The sequence below is a fragment of the Paenibacillus sp. FSL K6-3182 genome (genome assembly GCF_037976325.1).
Taxonomy (GTDB): domain Bacteria; phylum Bacillota; class Bacilli; order Paenibacillales; family Paenibacillaceae; genus Pristimantibacillus.
In genome coordinates, this window is the sequence record NZ_CP150265.1 from 4,306,422 (window position 1) to 4,319,989 (window position 13,568).

12 protein-coding genes are annotated in these 13,568 nt (G+C 45.0%); 1 reads left to right on the forward strand and 11 read right to left on the reverse strand.

Features of this window, described 5'->3' with window-relative positions; translation table 11 throughout:
* Positions 1 to 21: 21 nt before the first annotated feature.
* From MHH56_RS18920 to MHH56_RS18955, 8 genes are all read right to left on the reverse strand, one after another.
* Positions 22 to 1,620 (reverse strand): response regulator, encoded by a 1,599-nt coding sequence (locus MHH56_RS18920; protein WP_339209668.1) that lies wholly within the window; start codon positions 1,618 to 1,620, stop codon positions 22 to 24.
* A gap of 2 nt (positions 1,621 to 1,622) precedes the next feature.
* Positions 1,623 to 3,401, reverse strand: coding sequence for a histidine kinase (locus MHH56_RS18925; protein WP_339203161.1), 1,779 nt, complete (start codon positions 3,399 to 3,401; stop codon positions 1,623 to 1,625).
* Entirely contained in the window at positions 3,386 to 4,018 is a 633-nt protein-coding gene (locus MHH56_RS18930; RefSeq protein WP_339203163.1) for a TetR/AcrR family transcriptional regulator, read from the reverse strand. The genes MHH56_RS18925 and MHH56_RS18930 overlap by 16 nt, the downstream gene beginning before the upstream one ends.
* A gap of 8 nt (positions 4,019 to 4,026) precedes the next feature.
* Positions 4,027 to 5,232 carry a pectin acetylesterase-family hydrolase gene (locus tag MHH56_RS18935; RefSeq protein WP_339203164.1) on the reverse strand — a complete coding sequence of 402 codons (1,206 nt, stop codon included), beginning with the start codon at positions 5,230 to 5,232 and terminating at the stop codon, positions 4,027 to 4,029.
* A complete protein-coding gene (locus tag MHH56_RS18940; RefSeq protein ID WP_339203165.1) occupies positions 5,220 to 6,155 on the reverse strand; it encodes an alpha/beta hydrolase in 936 nt (311 codons plus the stop codon). The genes MHH56_RS18935 and MHH56_RS18940 overlap by 13 nt, the downstream gene beginning before the upstream one ends.
* A 376-nt stretch (positions 6,156 to 6,531) precedes the next feature.
* Positions 6,532 to 7,671: a Ger(x)C family spore germination protein gene (locus tag MHH56_RS18945; RefSeq protein WP_339203166.1), complete on the reverse strand. Its 1,140-nt coding sequence runs from the start codon at positions 7,669 to 7,671 to the stop codon at positions 6,532 to 6,534.
* Positions 7,668 to 9,116 carry a spore germination protein gene (locus tag MHH56_RS18950; RefSeq protein WP_339203168.1) on the reverse strand — a complete coding sequence of 483 codons (1,449 nt, stop codon included), beginning with the start codon at positions 9,114 to 9,116 and terminating at the stop codon, positions 7,668 to 7,670. The genes MHH56_RS18945 and MHH56_RS18950 overlap by 4 nt, the downstream gene beginning before the upstream one ends.
* Positions 9,100 to 10,221 (reverse strand): endospore germination permease, encoded by a 1,122-nt coding sequence (locus tag MHH56_RS18955; RefSeq protein WP_339203170.1) that lies wholly within the window; start codon positions 10,219 to 10,221, stop codon positions 9,100 to 9,102. Before MHH56_RS18955 ends, MHH56_RS18950 begins: the two co-directional genes overlap by 17 nt.
* 108 nt (positions 10,222 to 10,329) lie before the next feature.
* Here MHH56_RS18955 and MHH56_RS18960 point away from each other — a divergent pair, with 108 nt between their 5' ends.
* Positions 10,330 to 10,539 carry a hypothetical protein gene (locus MHH56_RS18960; RefSeq protein WP_339203172.1) on the forward strand — a complete coding sequence of 70 codons (210 nt, stop codon included), beginning with the start codon at positions 10,330 to 10,332 and terminating at the stop codon, positions 10,537 to 10,539.
* Between the two features lie 245 nt (positions 10,540 to 10,784).
* Here MHH56_RS18960 and MHH56_RS18965 read toward each other — a convergent pair whose 3' ends face one another.
* The 3 genes from MHH56_RS18965 to MHH56_RS18975 form a co-directional block, all read right to left on the reverse strand.
* On the reverse strand, positions 10,785 to 11,390 hold the full coding sequence (locus MHH56_RS18965) for a DUF1349 domain-containing protein (protein WP_339203174.1): 606 nt from the start codon (positions 11,388 to 11,390) through the stop codon (positions 10,785 to 10,787).
* A 503-nt stretch (positions 11,391 to 11,893) separates the two neighbouring features.
* Positions 11,894 to 12,250 carry an MFS transporter gene (locus tag MHH56_RS18970; RefSeq protein ID WP_339203175.1) on the reverse strand — a complete coding sequence of 119 codons (357 nt, stop codon included), beginning with the start codon at positions 12,248 to 12,250 and terminating at the stop codon, positions 11,894 to 11,896.
* Positions 12,251 to 12,535: 285 nt separating this feature from the next.
* Entirely contained in the window at positions 12,536 to 13,429 is an 894-nt protein-coding gene (locus tag MHH56_RS18975; protein ID WP_339203176.1) for a LysR family transcriptional regulator, read from the reverse strand.
* Positions 13,430 to 13,568 lie beyond the last annotated feature (139 nt).

The window sequence follows — 13,568 nt, forward strand, 5'->3', positions numbered from 1 at the left end:
AGGTTCGACCTTTGACTGACGTCATTTCGACTTTGCAAGGGGGGCACCTCGTTGGTGCTGGCGAAACTCGATTGGGCTTAAGCCTGACTGAGCCTTGAACAACTTTGCAAAATGAGAAAAGTTCGAATAGCCCGTAGCCATCGCCACGGCGCTTACAGGAAGCTCAGAATGAATAAGCAGCTGCCTAGCCAGCTTGATTCTCTCCTGCAAAATATACTCTGGAATCGTACAGCACAGCTCTTTTTTAAATAAGCGGGTCAAATAGTCCGGGTGCAAGTATACGTGGTTCGCTGTCGTTTCTCTGGACAGATTCTGATCCAGATTGGATACAATATAGCGTGTCGCCCTTTCAATCACATCGCTAATCGAGGACGGATGTGTGGTATTCACAGCCTTCATAATCACATGGGCAAGCCAGCGCTCCAGATCGGTAAGCGAGCGGGATGCTGCTTCCGCCAGACGCAGGCTCTCCTCATCACAGAACATCAGATGTGCCTGAACCCCTTGCTGCTGCAGGACTGCATGGGCCATTTGCAAAAAATTCTCTTTCAGCGCACGCAAATAATCGCCATCTATTCCCCTATGATCCCGCAGTCCATGGATGCAAGCTCTCGCTTCTTCCAACAGCCGCTCCTTCACGCCTTGCCTCATCATCGCTGCCCAGCCACTCATATCTGGCAAAGCTGGAGGCGCTGCTGCAAGACGCTTTGCCTCATTCAGAGCAACATAATGGATTCCGGTCACATTATCTCTGTCTAAATTGTGTAATTGAGCCAGCTGAGCAGGGAGTTCATGTCCTTGTACTGGTCGTCCCCCATAGCAATATAATTCACAGTATAAATGTACACGACAAAACTCAACCAAGCGGCTACACATAATGGCAAGTTCGTTCTCTAGCTGTTCCTGTTCCACAGGCATAATCAGCAACCAAGCGTCATTCCCGGCAGGTACAACGACACTGCCTAACGTAAGTCTTCCCAGCATCTCTTTGCCTGCGTTCTTGAGCCCATATTCCAGCAGCTTCCGATCTCTGACCAGGAAGTCCTGCTGCCAACCACGTATGATCATTAACACTGGCAGAACCAAGGAGTCCGCAGGGAGAGATACTTGCCTTGCCGCCGCTTCCTTTGCAAAAATCTCACTCACTGCCGGAATGGTTTCATTCAGAACATCCAGCCAGAAGCGCTCACGATTTATATCCTGCTGCCGAGACCACCAGTTCTTAACCTGCTGCGCATCCGCCAGTTCTTGCTCGCGCTTCACAGCGTCTGCCGCCTTGCACAGTGCGGCTTCCAGCTCTTCCTTGGTCAGCGGCTTCAACAAATAATTGGAGCAGCCCAGACGTACAGCTTCTTGGGCGTAATGAAAATCCGCATGGCAGGTCATCAGCACAGGAACGGTGCGAATTCCCTTCTCCCGCATCCACTTCAGCAGCTCTAGTCCGCTCCGCTGCGGCATTTCAATATCGCATAGCAGAATATGAATCTCCTGTACCTCAAAAATCCGCTCCGCCGCAGTCGGATTGTAAGCGACATAAACGTTGGAAATGCCAAGCTGCAACCAGTCCACCATTTTTTTAACCGCTTTCACAAAATGAATCTCATCATCTATGATCAGCACGTTCAGCAAGTTGTGCCCTCCTCTCCTTCCGGGAATGACTTCATGGGTAAGCGAACTTCGACTCGAGCCCCGCCTGAATGAAGATTAAGAAAGGTAAGGTCCGCTTTTCCGCCATACAATAGCTCCAGTCTGCGCCATGCATTCCAGATGCCATGCCTGCTGCCGTCCTCACGCTCCAAGTTCCTCTTCTCATTTAAGAGCTGCAGCAGCTCTGGGGTAAATCCTTCTCCGGTATCTTCAATAACGAGTAGAATGCGAGGCAGCTGACCATCTGATTCCAGCTTTCCATGAATCGATAGCCGGAATGGCGCTTCCAGCGTAAAGGCGTGCTTGATGGCATTCTCCACAAAGGTTTGAATCACAAGCGGGGGTATAGCGAGGTTCAGCAGATAAGATGGCACCTCAATTTCACTGCTCAGCTGATCTGGAAACCGCAGCTCCTGAATACGTATATAATTGCGCATATGCATCAGTTCATCCCCGAGAGAGACGAGTGACACATGACTACGGAAAATGTAACGGAAATAGTCCGAGAGACAGCGCGACATCTCCTGGATTAATTCATAATTGCGTACAGCAGCCAAACTGTGCAGCATATTAAGGGAATTTAAATAAAAATGAGGATTAATCGTTGTCTGCAGCTGCCTAAGCTCCGCCTGCTGTTTGCTTAATTGTTCCTCATAAACATGGATTTTTAGCTCTCTAATGTGGGAAAGCATTTGGTTAAAATGATCGTTAACGACGCGAAATTCTTCGGTTGAGGCTTTAGATTCTGGAATCCCTTGCATATGCCCTTCACCGATTCGATTCATGGCAGATAGCAGTCTTCTGATCGGAAGCAAAATCATCTTGCGAAGCAGCACCAAACTCAAGGGAATCAGCAATATAGAACCCACAGAGACAAACCTATTCCAGCTCCAGAGATTGAAAAAACCTTTCAAAATATCTTTCTCCGGTATAAGCGCAACCAGTCGGAAACCACCATGCCGGGATCGTTCACCTACCGTCAGATAACGTTCGGGACCACCTGATAAGCTATATCCACCAGAGGCAAAGCTTAAATCAATTTGTTTTTCGCGAACCACTTCAGCATGCAGCATAGGCTCTCCAGCTTCTGTAGAAAATAGCGAAAAACCGCTCTCGCCTAAATTAATCAGGTTAAACGGAATGAGAAGTGTGTCCGCCTTGACCCAGGCGCCAACATAAGTGTTGGGAGCTGCCTGAAGCAAGCGGAGAATATAATAGCTGCCATCGATCTGTCGTACAAGCCAGTCACGCCCCCCAAGCTCAGACTGTGTGGGGGACGCATTCAGCTTACGGGTAACCTCATCGGATACCGCTACTCTTTCCATATAGGATGGGCGTGGACTGAATGCTTCTATGAAGCTTGCATCTAGTGTGCTATAAATAAAAAAGCCGTCCACTGCTCCATTACGGGAGTTTTCGTTCCATAGCTGCTTGGACAGTTGTACCTTTAGCAGTGCCGTCTCGGCTTCTGGCTGCCTTCGGTCCAGCAGCAGCAGGTTCGAGTCAGAAGCCACCATGTTAATTAAGAAGCTGTCGATTTCATCGAGCAGTCCATCAATTTGATTCATATAGAGGGTGATAAAGCTCTGATTGCTCTCAGCGACTTGCTTACGTACTACTTGAGCGGCATAATATTGGTTGAAATTGAGCAGCACAATGAGCGGAACCAAAATGGCGGCTACGCCCACAATGAGTTTGAATCGCATCGTATTTCGAAGCTTGATTCTGCGCTGTGTATTCATTGCTTTTCCCATAGGCTAAGCAGAAAATCCTTATAACGCGCATTCTGCTCCAGCTCTTCTGCCTTGGTTGCGTCACCGTTCTGCCGGCAAATCAAGACAGACTTTTGTAAATAAATGAAGTACAAATGTGTAATCATTCGCGTCCGTTCGATCCAAGCCAGCTTCTCATCATTAGGAATTTCGGCTGCGCGCTCAGTGGCAAAAGCACTCATCGACAAGCGTGTCTCCTCGCTGATCAGCTCCTTGAATGCCTCCAGTTCCGCCGGATTCTTGCCCATACTGGCGTAATACACACTAAAGAGCGAATCATAATAGAGAAGATCTGGCTGGTGCTCTCTTAACCACAAATACTTGTCGAGAATGGCTTCAATAGAAGCACGCGGGGATTTAAAATCGAACTCCACCAGCAAGCGTCCGAACATGCGCTTCAGATTATCTACATACACTTCAGTGGCCAGCTCCTCCTTATCCTTAAAATGATGGTACAAGGTACGTCTGGATGCGCCTGAGCGGGTAGCAACGAGTACCAAATCCGCACCCTCAATCCCCTTCTCGCAAAAGGCGGCCAGCGCCGCCTCTTTAATCATTTCTCTGGTAAGCTGCAGTTGTTTCTCTCTAAGCTTCATCATGTGCTCCCCTATCCTGTAGTGCTAAGCTCTTCAGCAGCACTCGGGCCCGCTTCTGCATCGTTATGCAGGAAGCGTGTGCCTCGAGAGCTGCGTTCTTGCTTGTGAATAATGCTATCCAGCCATGCCACTAATTTCTGCCCTTCCTCCTCAGCCTCATAGAAGGCTTGCATCGGCAGCAGCGTATGCGGAGTCGTGTGATTCTCCTTATCATAGCCGTATTCTGTAAGAAAATAATAAAAATTAGGCAGTTGTTCGTCAAGCTGGCGGGTAGCCGCTCGAAACTGCTGGCTCCATGCCTCCAAACTTTGCGGGTCAATATCGTCTCCTTTGCCATTAAGACGGTTCTGGAATGAGGTGAGAACCTTGTCATTAATCGTACAAGCATGCATGAGCACAGCATGAGCAGGCATGGCCTTCGCATTGTGGCGGAACGCCGCCCCAATCATATCGGTCTCCATCGGAAATGCGAACTGGCGTGTGAAATCAGTATTCCACTGCTTGTTTACAATACTCGGCCATTGCTTGGAAGCAAGGAAGGAGCTGTCAGAGAGATGATAGATTTCTGCATCTGCATAATGGCTCGCAATGTCACTGGCATAGAAGGCTGAACCAAACCCACCAGCACTGGAGCCTGTAATCAGAAGCTTATCCGGTGTGTCGAAATTAGCATACACCCATTGCAGCGCTTCCTCCACATTATTCCTGCCATTATGACGGATATGCCGCACCTTCTTTCCCTTCTCATCGCTGTAAGTAACTGCAGCATTGCCGGTATGGAAGTCAGCTGAGACATAAGGAATGAAGACGACATTCCACTCGGAGAACGGGTTGTCTGGACGTTGATCGAAGATCCCACGATGCATATTAAAGATGTAGAACGGAATTCGGGCGAAATAATAGCCAAATTGCCCGTACTTGAGATAAGAACGCAGGGACAACGGGATCTTCGCTGTCTCTGCATCCCAGCAGGCCCCGCCCCCGCAGAAATAGACCATCAAATTTCGGCTGCTGCCTTTGCGAGAATACAAGCAAAACGTTGAACCATCTGTGGCCATTGTCTGCTTGCTAAGCTTTACCTTGTTCCACTTGCCCGGTTTCGTATCACGGAAGCTATTCATTTGGCTTGGTCTTTTGAAAACCTTACGGCTGACAAAGACAATGGAAAGGACTGCCACTGCAACAATAAAAAAGAATGTTCGCTTCAGCCTTTGCATGCTAATTCCCCTCTTCTCTCATAATTAACAGCCTTCAGTCCTTGTGAATGGACACCGCTCCAGCCTTTATTGCGGTACAGCTCCGGATGCTCTCCAGTAAAAGCTGCCGCTGCATCTGAATCATCGGCCAACCGATAACGCAGCCATGCGGTCAAATAACCTCTATGCATGCCGCCCTGCCCCATGCTCTCTAGATGATGAGCCGCTCTCGTCATCGCCATAACAGCTGCTTGGCCTGATCGAACCGCTGCGTAGGCACTCCGATTGGAGGACTTTGGCGAGATCATAAAGTCATGTGTTCCCGCCATGAAAAATAATGCAGCAGTTTGCGTTTCGATCTTATAAATATCCTTGGATTCACACCACATCTGAGCAGGCAGCGCAATCGTAACCACCGTCTGAAGCGGCTCATCCAGATAATTCTCTGCATTCAGGACCCCTGTCGCGCCTTGGGAATGACCCACTGCACCAATGCGGTCTATCAGCAGCTTGCGATAAAAAGGGCTCGCAGGATTAGCATTCTCCTGCAGGGCATAACGGACCGTATCTGCAACTTCTCGGCCTGTGCCCGTATGACGGCAATAGCTGTCGATTACAACAAAGCCCCACGTCGCCAAATGAAGCAGCAGCGCATCATAATTCTCAGGCTGAGCATCCGACCCATTGCCCCAAACAATAACAGGACAAGCTTCGTCCATCTCCTCCGGGCAATAGATTTTGTATTGCGGATTCCCATCCTCTTCCTTAATTACCACACTTCTACTACGATGCGGCCCTAGTTCGCCATAACACTGCTCCACAGGTTCTGGCTGATAGTGGTAAAGCCACCTTCGTAATTTAAGCGGATACATCATTAGCAGATAGACCGGAATTAAAATCCACTTTACCCAGGAGCGGGAAGCTGGCTTCTCTGATGTTATCATCCGTGCTTGCCATCCTCTCATTTTCATTTCACATTACACCAAGATCACTTACTGCACACCGTGTGTAATGAAAGTATAATAAAGGACACCACCACTGTCAATGCTGGATTTGTGAAGTTGCGTATTGTTATGTCTAGTGACGATAATAGGGCGGAAAAGAGTAGCGTGTTCAGGCTTTTGTGTGGAGGGGAATCCTAATCCTTTAATCGTGGCGTTGTTGAGGGTTCTGGAGAGGATAGGGCTATTGGACCTTCGCCAATAGCACTTTCTTGTACCGTTTCAGTCTCATCGTTCGGTCTTTGTTTCCTATACCGTTGCTTGCTTATAACGCATAAAAGGCCGGAATCACCTTAATGTGACTACCAGCCTTTATGACTCAAGAAGTAAAATTCGTATGATCTATTCTCGTATGCACCTGTATGTCAAATTTCACTTCCGGATAGTACTCCTCCCAATTATCCTTCATTTTACGCCAATATTTTGGCTGCTTACGATGAATCATTTCTCCTATCCCTAGCATATCAACCTTATTTTTCTTGGAAAATTGGATAAACCGATCGATCTCTTGGGTAATGCTTTCATTTAGCGCTCTCTCCCAAGCGGCTACCTCTTTCGAATCGATCTTCGTATCTGCGCATTGTAAACTAGTTAAATTCAGATCCGCATAAATTTCTATTTTGACAATTGCTTTGAGCTGCTGATCCACATTAGGATGTATGACGCTGCGGTTATTAATGTTTTCAAATGTCAGCATCTCCTTCTTTCGCCCGCACCCGATCGTTTCGGAAGAACCATTCATCTGGCCTGAAGCACGAAGGAAACCTTTTGTCTCCTGTACATGCAAGAAACCGACGAGATGATCACCTTTAAAAGCAAAAAGTCCCTTCGTCTGCAACAATTGAAGTTTTTTATCTACCTGGTCACTAACAATCTCTACCGACGGAATGCTTATGTCTTTGTACTGGTTAATTAATTCTTGATAGACATCAATGAAAGTAGTTTTATGGGTTAAGGCCGTCGTGTTCCCTCCCTCGGATAAACCCCTTAGTGCTTGAGAAGATATGGATACGTTTGGCATAGATACTTTTAACGCTTCAAAGGCAGTACCTTCCTTTACGTATACTAAAGTTGAATTCCTAAATTGTCTTAACCGTCGGATATCCTCTAACATCTTATCAATTCCGCTCCTGGCTAGGTCCGCACTAAATATAATGGCCGACGTGTGGCCCCAAAGCAGCGTTCGGTCCGATTTCGATCTCATGAGACGGGCGGCCTCGAATAAGCTTCTACCCTCCGTGGATAAAAAAAACGTTCGCTCCTGCATCCCCTTCGGCTGTTGTCCGCCAGTTGTCAGCCTCGCAATTTCAGCCGTTAATCTAACCGCACCGTTCTCCCCTTTGTCAATGGCAATGGAATGTACAATATGGAGCTCGTTAAGCTCCATACTGCCCTTGCAGCCCGTATTAATAAAACAAACAACAATTACCGCGACAGCAAACCATTTTCTTGCTTTCATCTTTGCTTACCCGAGAATCGCCTGTTTTGAATCGAACGAAACAATCCGGGCCGTTTATTGCTCATGGAATGCGGCCTACGAACGATAATGTCCGTTAATTCTTCGAACTTAAATGGTGAAGCAGGTCCCAAATAAGGTATGCCGAAAGAGCGAAGCGAAGCGAGGTACGTCAAGAGCATAATGATTCCAATCATCACTCCGACATATCCTAGCAAGGAAGCAAGCAGCGTCATTCCGAACTGAAGCATACGAATGACATAGTTAACAGCCGTAGGAGGCAGCGTAAACGTGCAAATTCCGGTTAGAGCAGCGACGATAACCATAATGGGGGATACGATTCCAGCTGCTACGGCTGCTTGCCCCAATATGAGGGCGCCTACGATGCTGACAGCTTGTCCGACCTGCTTCGGCATGCGGATGCCCGCTTCGCGCATAATTTCGAAAGCGATCATCATCATGAAGCTTTCCACCACCGCCGGAAAAGGAACAGGCTCTTTCGCCGATGCTATGCTCTGCAGTAACGTCGTCGGTACCAGCTCATGGTGAAACGTAACCGTAGCTACGTAAAAGGCAGGAAGCAGCATGCCGATCATTGCGCTGAGAAATCGAATTAGGCGCATCACAGAGCCTATATAGTAATTCCAGGCGTAGTCCTCGCTCACTTGGAATGCTTGCAAAAAAACGAACGGCAGAAGCATTACAAAAGGCGTTCCTTGCACAATGACCGCAATTCTGCCGTCAAGCAATGCGCCGATAACTCGATCAGGCCTCTCTGTCGATTCAATTAACGGAAATAAGGTCCCGCGGTTATCGGTAATCCACTCCTCCACGTAGTTGCCTTCCAGTATCGTATCCGCTGGAATTTCGCTGATTCTTAAGTGGACTTCCTTTAAAATTTCCGGATTCGTTATTCCACCAAGTGACAGAATGATGAGGTTTGTTTTACTCAAGTGACCTACCTTGCGGTATTCAACCTTTAAGATGGGAGACGGAAAATGATAACGGATTAAAGCTAGATTATTGGTCAAGGACTCCGTAAATCCGCTTCTTGGACCTTTCACTACCGCTTCAGTTACCGGTTCATCCACGCTTCGCAGTTGAATTCCGAGCGTATTGATGGATATCGCATATTCTTTTTCATCAAAAAGTAGTACCGATAGGCCAGCCGCAAGAGAGTCCGCGGCATCCTCGATGGTGTAGACCTTCTCGTCCATTTGGAAAGCAGTCAGCAGGTTTTCGTCTTCTTTATATCGAATCAGCATAAGATCAAGCTTCCTCGTATCAGTCATTTCATTTAGATAACATACCGTAGCAGACTGGCCCTGACTAAGGGTGGAATGAACCATAACCAGATCATCCGTCGCTTGCATGTATTCCTTTAGCAATCGTTTGTTATCGCAAACGTTGCTCGTGAGCTTTGTTTTGTTGTTACTGTTGTTGCCCACAGCATTCACCTGCTTTTTTTTTCATATTCTCTTTGATCAAAGCAATAAACAGCAGCAAGGCTGGAATGAATAGCTGAAACATAACAAAATACCAAGCCTGGCTGTCATAAAAGGCAGATAGCTCGATTAATCCCCATACTTTGAACTTGGAGACGATAACAAAACCAATGGCCATCGGAATAATGAACATGTGAGGCTTGCGGAGCCGCAGCAATTGTGAAAGACCTTGGTGCGCGGACCAGAAGTATGCCGTTATTTTGATAAACGAGCTCATCACCCAAACAACAACGAGCGCGGCATCAAACCGTTCTATGTTGCTGAACAGCTTTATATTTTGAATGAGACTAATGCTCGGGTAAGTAAAGGTTGCCGTCGTCTTGCCCCCAAACAGCATCGTGCACGATAAGATCGACATCAAAAGCAGAAGCAAAGTAATGCCCACGGCACTCATGGCATAAGCAGTCGTGTGCTTCGTCTTACGAACATGCTGCAGGACCATTGATATAAACATCAAATCACCAAACCATGACATGGAAAGTAAAAGCCCCCTGAGCGGCTGAGCCAGACCGTTTTCCAGTATTGGAAGCAAATATTCGGGGTGATATTGGTTGATCAGCAGCATGTAGATCAACAAAAAGGTGGTTACCGTAACAAAGAATATTATTTCCGAAACACGCGCAAACACTTCAAGGCCATGATAAGCCGCGTACGCACACATGATAGCACCGGCAGACAAATACCAGATCTGCGGAATGAGCGGATTTAAAACGATAATAAAAAACTGGGAAAACTCGCGTAAAACCCAAGACGTTACGTCAATAAAATAGCAGATAAATAAAAAGGCCATAACGCTTCCGATCCAAGAACCAAGCAGATGCGTACAAATGGAAATGATATTTTTATTCGGGTAAAGTTGATTGAGCTTCAAAAAAACGAACAAATTTATGAGCCCCATTATTCCTCCCGCCACTGCCAAGTACCAAGAGTTTCGTTCCGCATAATCGGCAAATGTTGCAGGGGCGTAAAGACTCGAGGTTCCGATCGTTGAAATGACGATTAGGGTCATCATTTGAAAGTTGCTTATTGTAGTGACACGACGTTCCATATTGAACCTCCCTTACCGATTGCTTCATTATGCGCTGTAATTGGTAATTTATTCGTAGCATAATTGGGTTGCGCATAAGGAATAATAGCTCAGAGGTGAGATATCATTGTGAAAGCTTATATCATCGTGTCTACTTTTTCAGCCGTCTGGCTTGTTATGGTGTATGTATTTTTATCTGACTACTATTGGTACCAAAGGATAGCTGCTGGAACATGGGGATTTATACTCGTGAATGCCATTACGCTGGTTCCCGTACTGCTATGTTTCTTTATTGCTGATCGGCTTCAGCCTGTCGAGAAATCGGTAGATTCGCAATAAATTGATTTTATGCGTTCTTCGTTATCAAGTGAGTTTATATTGCACCTCTCTCTTAATACAAATAATGCCAATGAAGATATTAAGAAGTATTCGGGTTCGGGCAGTTCGCTACAGGAATACGGATGTATTATAAATAAAAAAACTGCGATAATCCCACACTTATTTGGGGTTATCGCAGCTTAATCAGTTTCTTATACCTTGGAAAAAACCTCTTTATATTTGTTAACGAACATATTCGAATCCAGTTATACCCCATACCGAATATTGTTAACCTTTGTATTTGTCAATGAAAAGTTTTGAAAGACTCGTTCTCCACCTTTTCCTATTGGCGCTTGCGCTACAAGTCCCACCTTGATTGTCTTATCGACTGGTAAGCTAAAGAATCGCATCATATCAAACTTAACCCCATCCAACGAATAATGGAATGAAAATGAGTTATCAACTCTTGCAACCTGTAACCATACATGATTTCCCTTAATGTTACACCCGTTAGCGTCATCCGAATGATGATTCGTGACAACACTTACTACAGCATGTGTACCAAAATCTGTCTGTTCGAAGCATGCTTTAGCCCACACCTGAAGATCTTGCATAACCATAATGGTCGCCGCATCGTAAGTATCCCTGAAATCATGAGAAACCTGAACACGCATCACAAAATCTCCAGTAACTTCTTTGTAATAAAATGGTGCATTGCAAAGATTTTCCGGTGTAATTCCTGTTTCGGAAACGGGGCCATTATTACAGAAGAAATCACTTTCTGCAGGGGCTTCAATAATCAATTTGTCATTTTCAAAGGTTGCCTTGCTTTCATTAATCCACTTAAAATTGTCAAATATTGAATTTCCCATTTGAGATTCTCCTTTGTTTAGATAAAATATGATGCAAAGTACTAGTTTAAAGTAGCTGATTGCTTAAATACATAGTACCATTTTAAGCTGAGACAACGATATATTAACCTAATCAATCTCATTCAAATTAGAAAACCGACATGTTTGACAGTTAAATTAAACAGTTTTTAATTAACCCAATAATTCACTAGTAAGAGTTAATGATTACATTTGAACATTTTGGAGATGGAAGCAAACGATTCATCGAGGTAGGAAGTCCCAACTGATTTCTGTGTTGATTGTAATAATGAAAATAGCGGCTTATCTCACTTTTTAATTATTTCAAACTCTTACATTTTTATCAATAAAATAATCGTTTATATGCCCGATGATAGACTCCTGAGGAGCTTATATCATTTGAATAGACTGTAGGTGTTTATTTGTATCTGTATACATCAAAGATAAGAGATACTGCTCTTTTGGATCATTCTCTGCACTACCGCTATAAACCAAAACTATACCAGTTACATTAAATTCAATCTTGAGCACCGTTTCCTTATTTTTCGTTTACTTATCTCGTTTAACCACTTTCCGGTTAAAGGTCTTGAAATAACCGCAGTAATAACAAAAAACGCGATAACAAGTCCGATGCCTACCCTACTCCCATGCAGCTCATCGAGGACAAATTGCGGTAAGGTAACGGCTAACATATAAAAGGTCAAGAAGATAAAAAAATGACTTAAACAAATCGTTACAAAATCCCGACTCCATAATCTGCCCACGTTGCCCACTTCTTTCTTTAAAACAAAACAATTCACCTCCCACACTTTGCAGTTTTTCTTAATATAATGATAATCGAGCAACTGCCAAGGCAAAACCACGGTCCAGTTTGCGTTTAATTAGTTCTATTCTAATTGAAAAATAAAACAACAGTTTTATATGCATTGAGCGATCCCCTTCGATTGTTAATTGTTTCAAACTTCTACAAAGGTTGTGTACTGCCATGTGCGGACTTCGCCTCCCTCTGTGATATCCACAATGTCCAACACTCAATGCATTTCTTTGGATACTCAAAATGTGATAGTACTGTTTGCACATTTCAAGAATGGCTAACGGTTGATTCAGCACGCTATCTTTTCATGCCAGGTCAAAATTTTTGGACAGATTTAATTAGATAGTCCAAGTTTTCTTATTTGTTCTTGAAGAAGCTCGGTAAATTTTAGAACTGTTTGCCCCCTATATTTCTCCTTGTGATAAATTAGTCCAACTTGCCGACTAAATGGGGCTTCCTCAATACTCAATGTTCTTATTCCAGGCCTATTCCACTGCTTAATCAAGGTTTCAGAAAGGATGGAGCCCCCTACTCCTGCTTCAATAAGGTTGATAATTGATTCAATAGAATCGGTTTCGATGGCAGGTCGTAAATGAATATTCCTGAGGCTGCAGATGGCATCAATCTGCTGCCGACACTGATAATTCTCCGGAAACAAAACAAGAGAGATGTCCTTAAGATCCTCTAAGCTTACTTGGGTTCTCTCCGCTAGGGGATGTTCAGCATTGACTACTAAATAAAGCATATCGTTGTATAGGGGCTGAGAATCGATTCGTTCATCATGAACAGGAGTAATAGTAAGAGCAAGGTCGATCTCGTTATGAAGCAAGCGTTCCGCAACATTGTCCGCGGTAATGATTCTAACCTGCACTTCTGAATAGGCATCATGAAAATCCGGCAGCAGCCGGCAAACAAGCGAATTTAATTCGCCTGGCAAAACTCCCACGGATAGACGCCCTCGTTTGATTTCTTGCAGTTCCTGAATTTCTTCCCTTACGCTTTCAAGGCTGTGAAATACGGTTTGGCAATGTTTTAGCAAAATAAATCCTGCCCCAGTAATTGCTATCTTCTTTCCTATCCGATCGAATAAAGGTAAACCCAATTCGTCTTCAAGTGCTTTTATCTGGTGGCTAAGTGTAGGCTGCGTGACACCTAACTTCTCGGATGCTCTTGTAAAATGCAGCTCGTGACAAATTTCCATGAAATATTCCAATTGTCGGATTTCCATCCTGTACCCCCAGTTTCCTGAATTCTTTATAAAATCATATTTTAATCAACGATTTAGAGTCATAGTCAGCTTGCATTATAGATAATTTTAGATAAACAAAACAATCCCCGACTGCTGTCCGACGGGGATTGTTAAGAGC

What these genes read in the sequence shown, in the direction of transcription:
- MHH56_RS18965 (WP_339203174.1), bottom strand. Translation starts at nt 11,390, where the DNA reads ATGGGAAATTCAATATTTGACAATTTTAAGTGGATTAATGAAAGCAAG.
- MHH56_RS18935 (WP_339203164.1), bottom strand. Translation starts at nt 5,232, where the DNA reads ATGCAAAGGCTGAAGCGAACATTCTTTTTTATTGTTGCAGTGGCAGTC.
- MHH56_RS18955 (WP_339203170.1), bottom strand. Translation starts at nt 10,221, where the DNA reads ATGGAACGTCGTGTCACTACAATAAGCAACTTTCAAATGATGACCCTA.
- MHH56_RS18940 (WP_339203165.1), bottom strand. Translation starts at nt 6,155, where the DNA reads ATGATAACATCAGAGAAGCCAGCTTCCCGCTCCTGGGTAAAGTGGATT.
- MHH56_RS18975 (WP_339203176.1), bottom strand. Translation starts at nt 13,429, where the DNA reads ATGGAAATCCGACAATTGGAATATTTCATGGAAATTTGTCACGAGCTG.
- MHH56_RS18930 (WP_339203163.1), bottom strand. Translation starts at nt 4,018, where the DNA reads ATGATGAAGCTTAGAGAGAAACAACTGCAGCTTACCAGAGAAATGATT.
- MHH56_RS18945 (WP_339203166.1), bottom strand. Translation starts at nt 7,671, where the DNA reads ATGAAAGCAAGAAAATGGTTTGCTGTCGCGGTAATTGTTGTTTGTTTT.
- MHH56_RS18925 (WP_339203161.1), bottom strand. Translation starts at nt 3,401, where the DNA reads ATGGGAAAAGCAATGAATACACAGCGCAGAATCAAGCTTCGAAATACG.